Annotated in this window: 9 protein-coding genes and 1 riboswitch; of the genes, 2 read left to right on the top strand and 7 right to left on the bottom strand. The window is 48.8% G+C overall.

Annotated elements, in window-relative coordinates; all coding sequences use genetic code 11:
- Window positions 1-8: 8 nt before the first annotated feature.
- Window positions 9-1,799 (top strand): RagB/SusD family nutrient uptake outer membrane protein, encoded by a 1,791-nt coding sequence (locus B5Z18_RS07260; RefSeq protein ID WP_079468706.1) that lies wholly within the window; start codon window positions 9-11, stop codon window positions 1,797-1,799.
- A 208-nt stretch (window positions 1,800-2,007) separates the two neighbouring features.
- Here the strand turns inward: B5Z18_RS07260 and B5Z18_RS07255 are convergent, their stop codons facing one another.
- The 7 genes from B5Z18_RS07255 to B5Z18_RS07225 all read right to left on the bottom strand — a co-directional run bounded on the left by B5Z18_RS07255 (window position 2,008) and on the right by B5Z18_RS07225 (window position 12,349).
- The gene (locus B5Z18_RS07255; protein WP_079468705.1) at window positions 2,008-3,009 is read right to left on the bottom strand and encodes a c-type cytochrome; all 1,002 of its coding nucleotides are present in this window, start codon (window positions 3,007-3,009) and stop codon (window positions 2,008-2,010) included.
- A 29-nt stretch (window positions 3,010-3,038) separates the two neighbouring features.
- Window positions 3,039-4,475 carry an aryl-sulfate sulfotransferase gene (locus tag B5Z18_RS07250; protein WP_079468704.1) on the bottom strand — a complete coding sequence of 479 codons (1,437 nt, stop codon included), beginning with the start codon at window positions 4,473-4,475 and terminating at the stop codon, window positions 3,039-3,041.
- A 38-nt stretch (window positions 4,476-4,513) separates the two neighbouring features.
- Window positions 4,514-6,043 (bottom strand): RagB/SusD family nutrient uptake outer membrane protein, encoded by a 1,530-nt coding sequence (locus tag B5Z18_RS07245; protein ID WP_079468703.1) that lies wholly within the window; start codon window positions 6,041-6,043, stop codon window positions 4,514-4,516.
- Window positions 6,044-6,062: 19 nt separating this feature from the next.
- Window positions 6,063-9,416: a TonB-dependent receptor gene (locus B5Z18_RS07240; protein WP_079468702.1), complete on the bottom strand. Its 3,354-nt coding sequence runs from the start codon at window positions 9,414-9,416 to the stop codon at window positions 6,063-6,065.
- 115 nt (window positions 9,417-9,531) lie between these two features.
- The gene (locus B5Z18_RS07235) at window positions 9,532-10,731 is read right to left on the bottom strand and encodes a FecR family protein (RefSeq protein ID WP_079468701.1); all 1,200 of its coding nucleotides are present in this window, start codon (window positions 10,729-10,731) and stop codon (window positions 9,532-9,534) included.
- Window positions 10,732-10,781: 50 nt separating this feature from the next.
- Window positions 10,782-11,378 (bottom strand): RNA polymerase sigma factor, encoded by a 597-nt coding sequence (locus tag B5Z18_RS07230; RefSeq protein ID WP_159454226.1) that lies wholly within the window; start codon window positions 11,376-11,378, stop codon window positions 10,782-10,784.
- 98 nt (window positions 11,379-11,476) lie between these two features.
- Window positions 11,477-12,349, bottom strand: coding sequence for an SDR family oxidoreductase (locus B5Z18_RS07225; RefSeq protein WP_079468699.1), 873 nt, complete (start codon window positions 12,347-12,349; stop codon window positions 11,477-11,479).
- A gap of 120 nt (window positions 12,350-12,469) precedes the next feature.
- Window positions 12,470-12,670: riboswitch (cobalamin riboswitch) on the top strand.
- A gap of 193 nt (window positions 12,671-12,863) precedes the next feature.
- On the opposite strand from B5Z18_RS07225, the gene metE reads away from it, so the two are divergent.
- Window positions 12,864-15,155 carry a 5-methyltetrahydropteroyltriglutamate--homocysteine S-methyltransferase gene (metE, locus tag B5Z18_RS07220; protein WP_079468698.1) on the top strand — a complete coding sequence of 764 codons (2,292 nt, stop codon included), beginning with the start codon at window positions 12,864-12,866 and terminating at the stop codon, window positions 15,153-15,155.
- The last annotated feature ends 5 nt before the right edge of the window (window positions 15,156-15,160 follow it).

The raw sequence follows: 15,160 nt of genomic DNA, 5'->3' as shown, positions 1-15,160 counted from the left end.
CTAAAGGGATGAAAAACATGATTGTAAAATATACTTTGCTGGCGGTGATCCTCGTGATAGCGGCCGGTTGTAAAAAGGGTTTCCTCGACCAGGTGCCGGATGACCGTATTACCATCGAAGAAATTTTTTCCAGAAAAAGAACTACAGAAGAATATCTTGCCAATGTATATTCCTATGTGAGAGATGAAAGCAACCAGTGGCAAAGTAACCCGTGGACAGGCGCCTCCGATGAGGCAGACATGACCTGGGCGAGGAGCGGCTACAACTCCTATTTCATGAACATCGGGAGCTGGGATCCTACTTCCGGGTTCTTTGATTTCTGGATAGATAATTATAAAGGCATCCGTTCTGCTACCTATTTTATGGAGAACGCCGATAAGTGTCAGGAAATACTTAACCAGCCCGGCGGCGCAGATATCATAAAACGCTATAAAGCGGAAGCCCGCTTTCTGCGCGCTTATCTTTATTTCGGATTACTGCGCCAATACGGCCCTGTTCCATTGCTCGGTGAAAGCGCTTTATTACCGGACGTTCCTTTTGAGCAAACACAAATTCCCCGCAGCAGCTACGACGAATGCGTGAATTTTGTAGCGGCTGAACTGGACCGTGCAGCGCAGGACCTGCCGCTGCAGCAATCCGATGAACTGGAGTATGGTCGCATCACCAAACCCGTGGCAATGGCCGTAAAGGCCAGGATGCTGCTGTATGCTGCCAGTCCGCAGTTCAATGGCAACGCAGACTATGCCAGCTTTACCAACCAGGATGGGCAGCCGCTTGTCAGCACTACCTACGATGTGAATAAATGGAAAAAAGCAGCGGATGCGGCCAAAGCCGTCATCGACCTGAACCTGTTTCAGCTATACCGGGTAAATGATGCCAGCGGCGCCTATGATCCGTTTGCCTCCTGCCGCGATGCCATCATGTCGCCGTGGAATAAAGAGGTGATTTTTGCGCGGGCAGGTAACGGCGTGGACCAATGGGAAGTACATTGCTCCCCACGTTTTGCCGGCGGCTGGAGCGGTGTTGCGGCCACCCAGCAAATGGTGGATGCCTTTTTTATGGAGAATGGAAAAGCTATCGATGAAACCGGCTCGGGGTATGTGTCTTCGGGCTTCTCCACTGCGGATACACGCTACACCACTGCCGGCACTTACAATATGTATGTAGGAAGGGAGCCGCGCTTTTATGTGTGCATTACCTACAACGGCATGACCTGGTTTAATAAAAGTGAAGGAGAGAAGAAAGTAGAACTGTTTAATACCGGCAACACCGGGAAAAGAGGGACGTACGATTATTCCCGCACGGGTTATCTCGTCCGCAAAAACTATCACCCGGATACGTATCCCCGGTTGGGCCGTTATGTATACCGTCCGTTTGTGCTGTTCCGTTTGGCTGAAATGTATCTCAGCTATGCGGAAGCCCTGAATGAAGCTGAACCCGGAAACGCAGATATCCTGAAATATATAAACCTTATCCGCGACCGCGCAGGTATTCCTGCTTTGCCCGGCGGCCTTTCGCAAACAGAAATGCGGGAACGCATCCGCCGCGAACGCAGGGTGGAACTGGCTTTCGAATGCCATCGTTACTTCGATACCCGCCGCTGGAAAATTGCAGAACAAACCGATGGCGGACCATTTTATGGAATGGACGTAGATGCAGGTACCAGTTTAACGGATCTTTCTTTCTACAAGAAAACAGTATTCGAAACAAGGATCTTCCAGAAAAAACATTACCTGTTTCCAATACCGCAATCTGAAATAGACAGGAATAAGAAACTGGTGCAGAATCCGGGTTGGTAGAGCGGATGTTGTCTTTCTCAGGATTAACCTGATTATACTGATTACTTTGATTTTACTTTTTTGATTTTATAAATGATTTTAAATGATTTTGGGAGATATAAGCAGGTATTCGCTTATATCTCCCAAAATCATTTAAAATCAAAAGTGATCAAATCCCTAAATCAGTATAATCAGGTTAATCCTGAGAAAGACAACATCTGCATGACCATTAATAAATTGGCTTTAACCCCTTCGCTTTCCAGTAGTCGATAATGGGTTGATAAGGCCCGAATTTGTGTTGTGCTACAGAGAACGTATCTGCAAAAGGACCGTGGTCGTAGTCAATTGCTTTTTCCGCGATATGCGGATAATCAAAGCTTTTTGGATTGGGCCTGGTGTGGATCTTGTCGTTGTTTACAAATGCGGCAATGTCCATCGCTTCTTTATCGGAGAGGAATGGTTTGCCAGGTGTTACTTTATCGTAAGGCATATTGTTTTTCAGCCATTCCGCCTGTTTAATAACGCGGTGCATACTGGAACCGGGTTGATAGGCAGTATTGCCCCACAGTGGCGGATATACGTAAGTGCTTTTGTCTGTGTTCCATTGTCCCTCTCCGTTCTGACCATGACAGCGGGCGCAGTTGGTTTGATAAAGCACCTGTCCGTTTTCAGGATTGGCAGCAATATCAGGGAAGGTAACGTGCAGGTTTTTGGCGCCTTTGAAAGGTTTGTTTTTTGGAACAAATGTGCTGATCCATTTAAAGTAAGAAAGAAACGCTACCATCTCTTTACTGTCCAGCGGCAGCGGCTTGCCGTTGTGCGGACGCATCACGCAGTTGTTCACCCTTTCTGCCAGTGTAAGCACTTTGCCCTCCCTGCCGCGGTATTGCGGGTAGTTATCGTGCGACGACATCAGGTTAAAGGAAAATGCTTTGGTACCCGCATCCTGGTGACAGTTGGTACAGTTCATTTTATTACCAAGATATTTCCCGGCGCTGCCATCCGGCCCGATGTAACGGGCGGTGTTGAGCATCAGTTCCCGGCCATACTTCACGGACTCGCCAAATTTATCATTGGGTATAAGGGTGGTATCGATGTTGATGTATGTTTCGGTTTCAGGTATTGCAGCTGCGGTTGTTTTTGTTTCTCCTGTTACCGGCGCTCCGCAGGAAGATATGATGGCTATTATCCCCCAGCAACCAATCACGCAAATCACAATTAAGCGTTTCATGTATAGTTTTTTTAAGTACACAATTATTGTTAATAGCCTGGCTGAATGATGTAAGGGGCCAGTCTTTCCGCCGGGATAAAAGACGCCCTGTAAGACGACATGCCTGTTCTCAGCAGCCAGAGAAACCTTCCCTGGAAGTTGGTTAGGATCACCGTATTTCTTTTCGTAGCGCATTGCAGCAGGGTAGTGTCTCCCACTAAATAACTGCTTCCCATTCTCTCATTATAATTTTCCCGCGGCAGCAGGGTATTGATGCGAAGCTGCGCCTGTTTTGTGTTTTCATCCAGTTTAAAGGAAAGCGTTCTCGATGTTTTTTTACTCACCCCGTTGTCGAAGAACATCAGTTCACCGTGTTCATTGATATGCAGGCCGTGCGCCTGGTCAAACAGCGCTTCCGCCGGCATGTCAAAGTCGCCGTTTTTCCCGAATGTCCAGAGGCGCTTACCGGTGCGGGCATCTATCTTCCATATCTGCCCGTTGTTATAAAAAGAGATGAGGTAGTTACCATCTTTATCAAACGCGATGCAGTTGGCGTGCATCCAGTCTTGTTTTTCTTTTAAGATGTTTTTATCGTCCAGCGGATTCAGTGCATCAAATACTGTCCATTTCCATACCTGTTTGCCTTGCCTGTTCAGCACCAGGATGCCATCGCCTTTTACGGTATCCTGTTTACTGCCGCCTTTACTGCTCAGGTCACAGATTCTTTCTTCCACGCAAAGCGTTACAAACTCATTGTTGGGATTCAGCAGTATTTCGTGATGGATGGTTTGTTTGAAATCCTGTTGTCCTTTTTTGAGATTGGCCAGCGTATCGCCGGAAAGTGACAGCTCCAGGATCTGGTCGCCGTAACTGGTTTCGTAGCCGGGGCCGCCCAGCAGGGTGAGGAAGGTGTTGTTGTCCGTAAACTTAGCTACTTTAAAACCGGTGCCGCTTACCTGGTGGTACCAGGTAACATCGCCTTTTGCGTTGAGCAGGAAAAGCACACCCGGATCTTCGCGGCGGGTAAGCATTACATAGCCCTTCCTGAAGGTAGCCGGTAACACGGAGCTGTCGGGGCATACCACGCTGAACATATCTTTCATCCATACCGGGAAACCGGAAGTGTTGAAAGTATAGGTTTTGCTGGGATAAAGATCTTTACCATGACCGGTTAAGATACGGTATTCGTATGCTTTTCCCGGCAGCAGGTTGGTAAGTACTATCGTGTGATTGATCCGGTGTTTGGACAGTGGGGTAGTGGTGTGTTGTTGTGCCTGTTCTTTTGGCCAGTATTCCACTGCTGCGTCTACGGTGTCGGTACACAGGATATCCGTTTTTACCTTGATGGCATTTTGTCCCTGCGGGTTGAGTGTAATGGAAACAATATCGTTGCCGCCACTATTCATACAGCCGGGTGCAAACAGCAACAACGCTGCTGCCATTGATAGCAATGGCAGCAGGCGTTGTATTTTATTCAATTTAATCATTTGCAGTATTGAATAATTTAGAAAGACAGTAATGCCGGTTATTGACGGCGGCCACTGTTGCTGAGATTTTTATTAAGATCTGTTTGCGCCTGTGGATAAGAGAAATATTTATCCCGTGCCAGGTTGATGGTAGGGGTTTTTCCTACGGCGGTGAGGTAAGTGTTTACCATGCTTTCGTATTTACCCATGCGGATCAGGTCTTGTCTGCGTTTGCATTCAAAGAAAAATTCCCAGCCGCGTTCCTGCAGAATAGCATCGCGCAAACTTTCTTTGGTGAAGGTGCCGGCAGCGCCCAGGTTGGTAGCATGGGAGCGGTCTTTCACCTGGTTAATCAGCCCGATAGATTCGCTGTTGGGGCCATTCAGCTCATTCAGCGCTTCAGCTCTGCACAGCAGGATATCTGCATAGCGGAGTATCGGGAATACGTGACCATCGTAATAAGTAGTAGAACCATTAGGATCGGCAAACTTGGTGGTGGCTACATCCGGCATGTAGTAGTAACCATCCGGTGGATTGGTTTGTCCCGGAGGCGCCTGCATGTAATGCAAACCATCGGTACCGATATAGTCAGAATAGAACATCTTTTTACGGTCGTCGTTCGCTGCAAAAGTATTCCAGAAGTACCAGGTTAAAGCGAAATACTGCCATCTGTCGGTTACCTGCGGATTGTTGATTGGGCCGAAGTGGTTCATGATTTCCACGGCATCTACCAACGGATCGGCGAGCGCGCTGAAAATACTTTCCTGGCACCATTTGTTTTTCTCTGCAAATAACCCTGCGTAGCTTGGATACAGTCCGTAACCGAGCTTCATGATTTCAGTGGTAAGGTCCAGTGCTTTCTGCCATTCATGTTCACGCATGTACAGTTTGCAGAGTAAAGACATGGCGGCGCCTTTGGTGGCACGGCCAATATCGTTGGAGCTGTAGATGGCGTTGTTTAAATAGTTGACAGGAAGATGGGCTGCCGCAAATTCCAGGTCGCTGATGATCATTTTATTGATCTCTGCTACCGGTGTGGTAGGCAATGATGCTTCATAATCCGGCTGGGCCACATTCTTTGCTACTGTTTCTTCCGTTACTACTATTACCGGTCCGAAAGCGTCTGTGAGATCTACATATCCCAGTGCGCGCAGGAAACGGAGTTCCGCGGTGAACTGGTCTTTTTGTGCATCGGTGATGCTGCTCATTTTAGGAATATAGTACAAAGATATGTTGGCATCCGCCACCAGTTTGTACTGATGCTGCCAGGCAAAGGCAAGATAGGTATTGGCGGGCGCCCACTGGCAATCAGACATCAGGCCCACATCCCCGCCGGAGCTGGCGTGACCTACATCGGTAGTTAAATCTGAAATGGTTACCTGGAAACCGGCATAATACATCCATGCATCCGATCTGCCGCTGGGTTGTTTGAGTCTTGAATAAACACCGTTCACAGCAGCTTTGGCGTCACTCAAGGTGAGGAAGGCGTTGGCGTCTGTGAGATAACTGTATACTTTGGGTTCCACCTCTTTTTTGCACGAACTGGCGCCGAGCAGCAAGGTGGCTAATGCGATATATGCGTATTTCATTTGTTCCGGAATTTACAGGTTAAAAATTCAATTTAAGACCCGCGGTAAAGGTGCGGTAAGCAGGGAAAGCGGTATAATCCAATCCTGATGAAAGATTGGCGTTGCTGCCGCTGCTATTGAGATTGCTGTTTACCTCAGGGTCCGATCCTGTATATTTAGTAATCGTGAATAAGTTTTGTACGGAGCCATATACTTTAATGCCTCTCAGGCTTTTCAGGAAAGTTTTGGCTACCGGGATATTATAACCGAGCATCAGCATTTTACAACGGAGGTAAGATGCGTTTTCCACAAAGCGGGAGTTCATCATGCCGCCGTAAGCAATAGCGTATCCATCTCTTGGAATATCGGTGTTTTCGTTGTTGGTAGTCCACCGGTTCAGCGCCGCTTTACCCGGACCGGATTCCAGTACAAGACCGGTACCGTTATACAGGCTGTAGTCCAGTGCGCCCTGCAGGAAGATGTTCAGTTCAAAACCTTTATAGGCAAAGTTGTTATTGATACCATAGATATAATGCGGGTTGGCATTGCCGAGATAGGTACGGTCGTTGGCATCAATGATGCCGTCCGGCTTACCACCGGGACCACTGATATCCTTGAATTTTGGATCGCCTGCTTTTGAATTTGGTTGCGTAGGATGCGCTTCACCGGTTTTTATTACGCCATCATAAATGTAACCATAGAAAGTACTTAATTCCCTTCCCGGCTCCAGTTTGGTAAAGTCCATACCACGGCCGCCATACAGGTTAGCGGTTTGTGTAATTATATACGGGCGGCCACCCAGGTCGAGGCAGTTTTGTTTATTATAAGCGATGTTCACCGTGGTGTTCCAGGTGAATGCGTGATTGATGATGTTTTCTGTAGTAACTGATAATTCTACTCCTTTATTTTCAATGCTGCCGGCATTTACCGTTTGTACTGCAAAACCATTCCAGTCGCCGATAGGCATGTCAAAGATCAGCCTGTTGGTTTTTTTCCGGTAGTAATCGATGGTAGCGGAAACGCGGTTGTTGAAAAAGCCCATGTCTATACCGAGGTCCAGTTGCGCGGTGCTTTCCCATTGCAGATCGGCATTCGCTAAACGGGTGGCAACAATTCCACCGTAACTATCGCTGCCTGCTCCAAGCGACACATTGGTAGGACCAAACGTTGGCATGTAAATGTAGTCACCGATCCTGTCGTTACCGGTAACACCATAACCTCCTCTTACTTTCAGGTTGGAAAAGATATTCAGGTTTTTGATAAATTCTTCTTCGCCTGCTCTCCAGGCCAGGGAGCCAGATGGGAAAATACCAAAACGTGTGTTGCCACCAAACTTCGAAGAACCATCCCGGCGTACGGTAACAGTAGCCAGGTATTTATCTTTCAGGGAATAGTTTAACCTTCCATAGGCGGATGCCATCTTGGAGGGGATCAGGTTACTGATGCTGGATAACCGCTCTGTACCCGCTTCCAGGTTTTTGTACAGGAATGCGTCTGTACTGAATTTCTGCACCAGTGAATAATGTTTTTCGTATTTATCAGATTGATAAGACACCCCTGCTACTACGTTGAGGGAGTGAATGGTGTTAAACACTTTCCTGTAAGTGAAGTAGGCTTCCACCAGGTTACGCGTAACGGCCAGGTCATTTAAGCTGGCTTTACCCTGTACTTTTTCACCGTCTACCAGGTCGCGTGGCAGATAGGTGCCTTCTTTGGTAGTGGTATACTCGCTACCACCGTTCACGCGGAAGTTAAGGCCGTCCATGATCTGGTAGTCCGCATATACGTTAATATTCACCTTGTTTTCAAACCGGTCGTTGGTAGGCGCCATTAACCATGCCAGCGGGTTATCCCTTCCTTTGAAACGGGCGTAGGAGCCATCTTCATTATACACGGGGATGGCCGGTGAAGCGGTGAGTACGCCATACATTACGTTAGAGGGAACGATGTTACCATCATAGGTTTTGAAATTGGTATAAGCGTGTGAGGCGTATACGCTGGCTCCTGTTTTAAACCGTGCTGCGAATTGCTTATCGTAATTGAGTCTTACAGAATACCTTTCAAAAGAAGTATTTTTTAATGCACCGTCCTGTTTGAAGTAGCTGCCTGATAAGGCTACCCTGTCTTCCGCTGTACCGCCGCTTACGCTGAGGTTATGGCTTTGCACCATTCCGGGTCGGGTGGTTAATTTAAACCAGTCGTTATCCCGGCCGCTGGCCAGGTCGGCAGCGGTATAGAATGCAGGTTGTCCTTTTTCAATGGCTTTGGCGTTGGTGACCTGCATATTTTCCAGGCCATTCATTTTATCGTATTCTTTGATGATCCTTTGCGTACCGTAGTAGCCATCGTACTGAATGGCTGCCCTGCCGCTTTTACCTCTCTTGGTGGTGATCATCACTACGCCGTTGGCGCCGCGGGCGCCGTAGATGGCGGTGGAAGACGCATCTTTCAGGATCTGTATATCGTCGATATCATTCGGGTTGATGTCCTTTCCGGTTTCGGAAGGGAAGCCATCTACCACGTATAATGGTTCGTTGGTGGATTTGATGGAGTTGCCGCCGCGGATGCGCACAATGGTTTGTCCGCCCGGCGCTGCGTTCGACTGGCTCACCTGCACCCCTGCGGCGCGGCCCTGGATGGCCTGTGCGGCGTTGCTGGTTACACCGCCGAGGTTCATCTGGTCGCTGGAGATGGAGCTGATAGAACCCGTCAGGTCTTTCTTTTTGGTAGTACCATAACCCACAACTACTACGTCGGTGAGGTTAGATACTTCTTCAGAAAGCGTCACTTTAAAGTTGGTGGTTTTACCATCAAACTTTACGGACCAGGCTTTAAAGCCCACCATAGAAATTTCCAGTGTTTCACCGGGATTGGCATTGATCTTAAAGCTGCCGTCGGTGCCGGTAACCGTACCGAGTTTGGTGCCTTTTACGGTCACAGTGGCACCGGGTAAAGGCTGGCCTTTGTCGGTGGTAACCACGCCATGTACTTCAATTGGCGGCGGTGGCGTAGTAGCCGGTTGTATGGCCGGTTTTGTTTTTACAATGATAGCGCCACCTTCAATACTGTACGTGAGGGGCTGATTACGCATGAAAAGATTCAACGCATCATTTACAGGCATATTGCTTACCGTGATATTGGCCCTGCCGCTTTTTTCCAGCAAGGCTTCATCTGCCAGGATATTGAGGCCGGTTTGTTTATTGATTTCCCGGAAAACCTCTTTGGCGGTAGCATTTTTCATCGACAGGCTTACTACCTGGTTCTGGCTGCTGGCTACGCTCACCTGTGCCGTGGTGGCGAAACATAGCAGGGCCAGGAACTGACTGACCTTTAGATGTTTGGTTGGACGCCGGTTGTGCTTACACCGGGAACTGGCAATAGTACGTAATTGCATACTTGTGCTGAGTTTTGATTGAGAGAATGGTTTGGTTGTGCTATCTGTTTTAATAAATCCCTGTTACCATGACAGCTCCGTCATGCTGGTTGATATAATTGTTCACCTGCGGGCGTTAATCGCCCTGTACAATCAGTTTTTTTCCTTCTAAACGATAATTAACATCGTTGGCATTCAACATTTTTAAAACATTCACCAGGCTGCTGCTGCGGCTGATCATCCCAAAAAATTTTCTGGGCTTAATGTGTCCTTCGTATACAATCTCCACGTCGTACCAATGGGAAAATTGCCGCAATACAGTAGTAAGATCTGTGCTCTCGAACTGGAAGTATCCTTCTTTCCAGGCTATTATTTCTGCGGTATTTACACCGGTTACTCTTTTTACATTTCCGTTAGGGCTTACCTGCGATTGTTCGCCCGGCGCCAGTTGTATGCTGCCCTTTATACTGTTTATTTTCACTGCACCCTGCAACAGGGTGGTATTGATAGTAGCTTCGTCGGCGTACGAGTTGATATTGAAATTGGTGCCCAGTACATCCACGGTCATCTGGTTTACCTGGATGCGGAAGGGGCGGTGCGCATCATGCGCAATTTCAAAATAAGCTTCGCCGGTTAGTTCAATGCGGCGTTCATCGCCTGCGAAAGTAGCCGGGAAGCGGATCGAAGAGGCGGCGTTCAGCCATATCCTGCTGCCATCGGCCAATACCAGCGGATAGGTTTCCCCTGCCGCAGTAGTTAGTGTATTATAGATGGGAGCGCTGCTGGCGCCCTTTGTTTTTACATATACCAGTTGTCCGCCCTGGTTGTGGATAGCACTGTTGCCCTGTTGCGCCAGTTGCTGGATCCCGGCGCTGTCCAGCACTATTTTTTCCCCGTTGGCCAGGGTGAGTACCGCTTTATGCTGACCAGGCGCTGCTGCTGCCGGCGTCGTTTTTTTCACTACCGCGGCCACCGGAGTGGCTGGCTGCCGGAAATAATAAATAACCGGGATGGCGAGCCCAATGATCACGGCTGCCGCGGCCGCAAGTTTAAACGGACCAAAATTTCTCCTGGAGGGAGGCATGGATATTACAGGAGCGCCCTGGATATGCTGTAACAGCTCTTTCCTGACCCGGTCGCCGGGTTCGTGGGAGTTGGAGCCGCTATCGGGCTTTACCTGCCGGAATGCCGCCTGCATTTCCTCCAGCAGCATACGGCCGGAAGCGTCGTCCCGCAGATAGTCCATCAGCTCAAGGGCTTCCTGCGGACTACAAGTCCGTTGTTGCCAGCGTTGCAGCAATAACCGGTAATATTCATTGTTCCTTTCGGTGGGCATATATATACTATCCCAAAAAAAGAAGGTAGGGTGGGTTGGGAGAAAAAAAATTATTTGGAGGAGTCGAGGAGGATCCCTGAAACCAGTAACAGGGGGAGAATACCATCGGTATTGGTATAGAAGAAAAATTTAATGCTTTTCATGGCCAGCACCATATGTTCTTTTACCGTATTACGGGAGATGCCCAGTTCTACGGCTACTTCTTCATAGCTTTTGCTCTCTTCGCGGCATAGCCTGAACACCTTTTGCCGCTGAGGGGGCAATTGTGCAATGGCTTTATGGAGTAAAGATTCATATTGTTTCCATAATAAAGCGGTATCCGCATCTTCCGTTTGCTGCTGTAGTTCCTGCATTACCTGTAAACGGAGGGCGGCGTCGGCGCTGATTTTCTTCATCAGCTTAAATACATGATTCCGGGTAATACGGTACAGATAACCACTGAATGATAATTCAGGGTTGATCCGCTCCCTAATCTCCCAGATCTTTATAAACACTTCCTGCAGTGCATCTTCAGCCAGTTCCGGGATATTGATGAAGTGGAGAATATACGTGTAAAGTGAAGGGTAATACTGGTCATATAAGGTGATATACGCTTCAGTATCCCCTTGCTGCAGTCGTTGCAGCAGAACCGCTTCTTCATTGCTCACTGGATGCTCTATTTGATAACTAAAGTAAGCAATTGGCGGAAAATTTCTGCAAATTTTTGCGGGAAAGGAGGGGGAAGTGTTCCCCCTCCGCATGGCTGTCAGGAAAACAGGGGCGCATATTCAGTGGCAAAGGCCGCGAAATCCCGCGCTGGCTTCCCCGTTACGTCCATTACCGCTGTGGAAACAGCCGCTGCTTCGCCACGGGCGTAATGGGCATAGTCTTCAATAAGCCCCTCGGCCTGCCAGGTGGGAAACCCCGCGTGCAAGAGGGCGGGTAGCAGTTCCGCATCGGTAACGTTAATGTAGCGGATGGTGCGTCCCAATGCATGCGACAGGCTTTCGGCCAGCGCTGCATGGGTGAGCGGTTGTGGCCCGGTGATATCGTAGGTTTTGCCTTCATGCCCGCTGGTGGTGAGGGCCGCTGCCGCAACGGCGGCTATGTCGCGGGTGTCTACCAGGCTGATGGAAGCATTGCCGGCGGTGGCAAAGAATTTATTTTGCGTGGCAATTGTTTCGCGGAAGCCCAGTAGCCCCTGCATAAATAAATTGGGCCGCAGGAAAGTGTAGGCCATACCGGATAAACGGATCTCTTCTTCTACCGCAGCATGGTACCGTAAAAAACGTACGGGCGATTGCGCAGCTGCATGCAGCTGGGAAAGCTTTACGATATGTGGCAACCCGCTTTTAACAGCAACGCTTACAAAATTGCTTTGCAGTTTCCCGGCTTCTTCAGATGAATTGGTGAGCAGGAAAGCGCGCTCTATACCTTTCAGTGCAAGGGCTAAGCTGTTCGCATCGTTAAAATCGCCGGTTACTATTTCAGCGCCGGGTAAGGCGGCGATCGTGTTTGCGAGATGGTCTGTTGTCCGCACCATGGCCCGGAACGGAGCGCCCTGTGCAGATAAATGTTTGGCCAGTGTAGTACCAATGTGCCCGGTAGCGCCGGTGATCAGAATATTTGCCTGTTTCATAGCTGTTTGTTTTTATGATGTAAAACTCGGCTTTCCGCCAGGGAGGAAATTGTAAGAAAACGAAACGGATTTGATAGTTGCGGGGATTTACTATCTTCGCCCCCGGTTCTTTATGTATTACTAATCGAAGCAAATAATGGTTCCCGCTGAAAAGCGGGATTAAAAGGGAACTGTGTGTAAATCACAGGCTGTCCCGCAACTGTAAGCTTCCGGCAGCGTAATGCTGCAACTGGTAAATAATATGCCACTGTTCCTGACAGGAATGGGAAGGCGTTTACCAGCGGAGCAAGCCAGGAGACCTGCCTTTATTTCACTTTGACAATGCTTTCGGGGATTGAAGCGTGTCAGGTTTCGGTATCGGTAATTACTGAGAACAGGCGTATGCATGATTACATCATGCGCTTGTTCCTGTATGTATACCATGCCTTCTCCTTCCGTATATATCTTCTCAAAAACATTGCTGTACTATATAAAAGAGCGTGAACGTCATGTATCACCTTTTAAACAATCAGTAATGATTATCCACAACTTAGGCTATCCGAGGATAGGTAGCCAGCGTGAATTAAAAAAAGCCTGCGAAAGCTACTGGACAGGCAAAATTACCCTCGATGAATTACAGGCAACCGCCCGTAATATCCGTTTACAAAACTGGGCATTGCAGCAACAGAAAGGAATCGACTGGATTCCCTGCAATGATTTTTCCTTCTACGACCAGGTGCTGGACACTGCCCTGATGGTAGGCGCTGTACCACAGCGTTACCGCACCTTACAGGAAAAAAAGATCCGGGAAACAGACCTGCTTTTTGCAATGGCGCGCGGCTACCAGCGCGATGGCGACGATATCACCGCAATGGAAATGACGAAATGGTTTGATACCAACTATCACTATATCGTTCCTGAATTTACAGCCGGCCAAACATTTCATTTCTTCTCCCGCAAAGTAACTGACCAGTTCCTCGAAGCAAAAAAAGAAAACTATGCTGCCAAGCCGGTGATCCTCGGTCCTGTATCTTTCCTGTTACTCGGAAAAGAGAAAACGGCTGGCTTCAACCGTTTATCACTGATTGATAAACTGCTGCCGGTATACCTGGAGGTGCTATCGCAGCTCACCAAAGCCGGCGCTGAAGTAGTGCAGCTGGATGAGCCCTGCCTGTCGCTGGACCTGGATGAAGCAGCCCTGCAGGTATTTATCGATACCTACGCGCAAATTCACGCGGCCTTCCCGCAACTGCATATCCTCCTGGCGTCTTATTTTGAATGCTATGGAAAGAACCTGCCGGTAGCGCTGGCATTGCCGGTGCAAACCTTGCATCTCGACCTCGTGCGTTGCCCGTTGCAACTGGATGATATCCTGGAAACAGCCATTGCCAATACTTCTTTACACCTCTCGCTGGGCGTAGTGGATGGCAGGAATATCTGGAAGAATGATTATACACGGTCTTTACAGCAGATACAAAAGGCAGTAAGCGTGTTGGGAAAAGACCGTATTGCCATTGCGCCTTCCTGCTCATTGCTGCATGTGCCGTGCGACCTTGATAACGAAACAGCCCTTTCTCCCGAAATTAAAAACTGGATGGCCTTTGCCAAACAGAAATTGCAGGAGCTGAAAGACCTGCGTGATATCGTGAACGGCAACACTGCATTGCTGGACACCAACAAAGCGGCTATTCATAACAGGGCCACGTCGCCACTCATTCACCGCAAGGAGGTGAAAGACCGGGTAGCGGCATTTACCGCTGCAGATGCACGCAGGAACAGCACGTTCCCGGTACGTCAGAACATCCAGCAGCAACAGTTTGGGCTTCCGCTGTTTCCCACTACCACTATCGGGTCGTTCCCGCAAACAGATGACATCCGGCAGTTAAGGGCGCGTCTGAAAAAAGGAGAGCTGACTACCGAACAATATGAAGCCGCCATTGAAAAAGCCACCATAGAAGTGATCCGCTGGCAGGAAGAAATTGGCCTGGATGTACTGGTGCATGGCGAGTTTGAGCGGAATGATATGGTGGAATATTTCGGGGAACAACTGCAGGGATTCCTGTTTACAAAAAATGGCTGGGTACAGAGTTACGGCAGCCGTTGTGTAAAACCACCGGTTATTTTTGGAGATGTAAGTCGCCCGGCAAACATGACCGTGCGCTGGAGCAGCTTTGCACAGGCGCATACCGATAAGCTGATGAAAGGCATGCTCACCGGGCCTGTTACCATTTTGCAATGGTCTTTTGTGAGAGACGACCAGCCGCGTTCCACCACCGCCAACCAGATTGCATGGGCGATCCGTGATGAAGTAGTGGCATTGGAACAGGCAGGCATTAAAGTGATCCAGATAGATGAACCGGCTATCCGGGAAGGCTTACCTTTGCGTAAAGAAAACCGCGCAGCCTACCTGGAATGGGCAGTACAGGCGTTCCGTATTTCTGCCAGCGGCGTAAAGGATGAAACGCAGATTCATACGCACATGTGTTACAGTGAATTTAATGATATCATTGAGCATATTGCCGCGATGGATGCCGATGTGATTACCATCGAAACTTCCCGTTCGCAGATGGAGTTGCTGGATGCCTTTGCCGGTTTTAAATATCCTAACGAGATAGGACCCGGCGTATACGACATCCATTCTCCCCGTCAGCCGTCTGCGGAAGAAATGATTTCACTGCTGGAGAAAGCCGCTGTTACGCTGCCAGCCCGCAACCTGTGGGTAAACCCTGATTGCGGTTTGAAAACCCGTAAGTGGCCGGAAACAAAAGTGGCATTGTCGAATATGGTCCGGGCAGCGGAAGTGATGCGCGAAAAAGCATCTTTATAAAAAAG

It is taken from the genome of Chitinophaga ginsengisegetis (genome assembly GCF_900168065.1).
In the GTDB taxonomy this organism is placed as follows: Bacteria; Bacteroidota; Bacteroidia; order Chitinophagales; family Chitinophagaceae; genus Chitinophaga; species Chitinophaga ginsengisegetis.
This window is presented reverse-complemented; position numbering and strand designations above follow the sequence as displayed.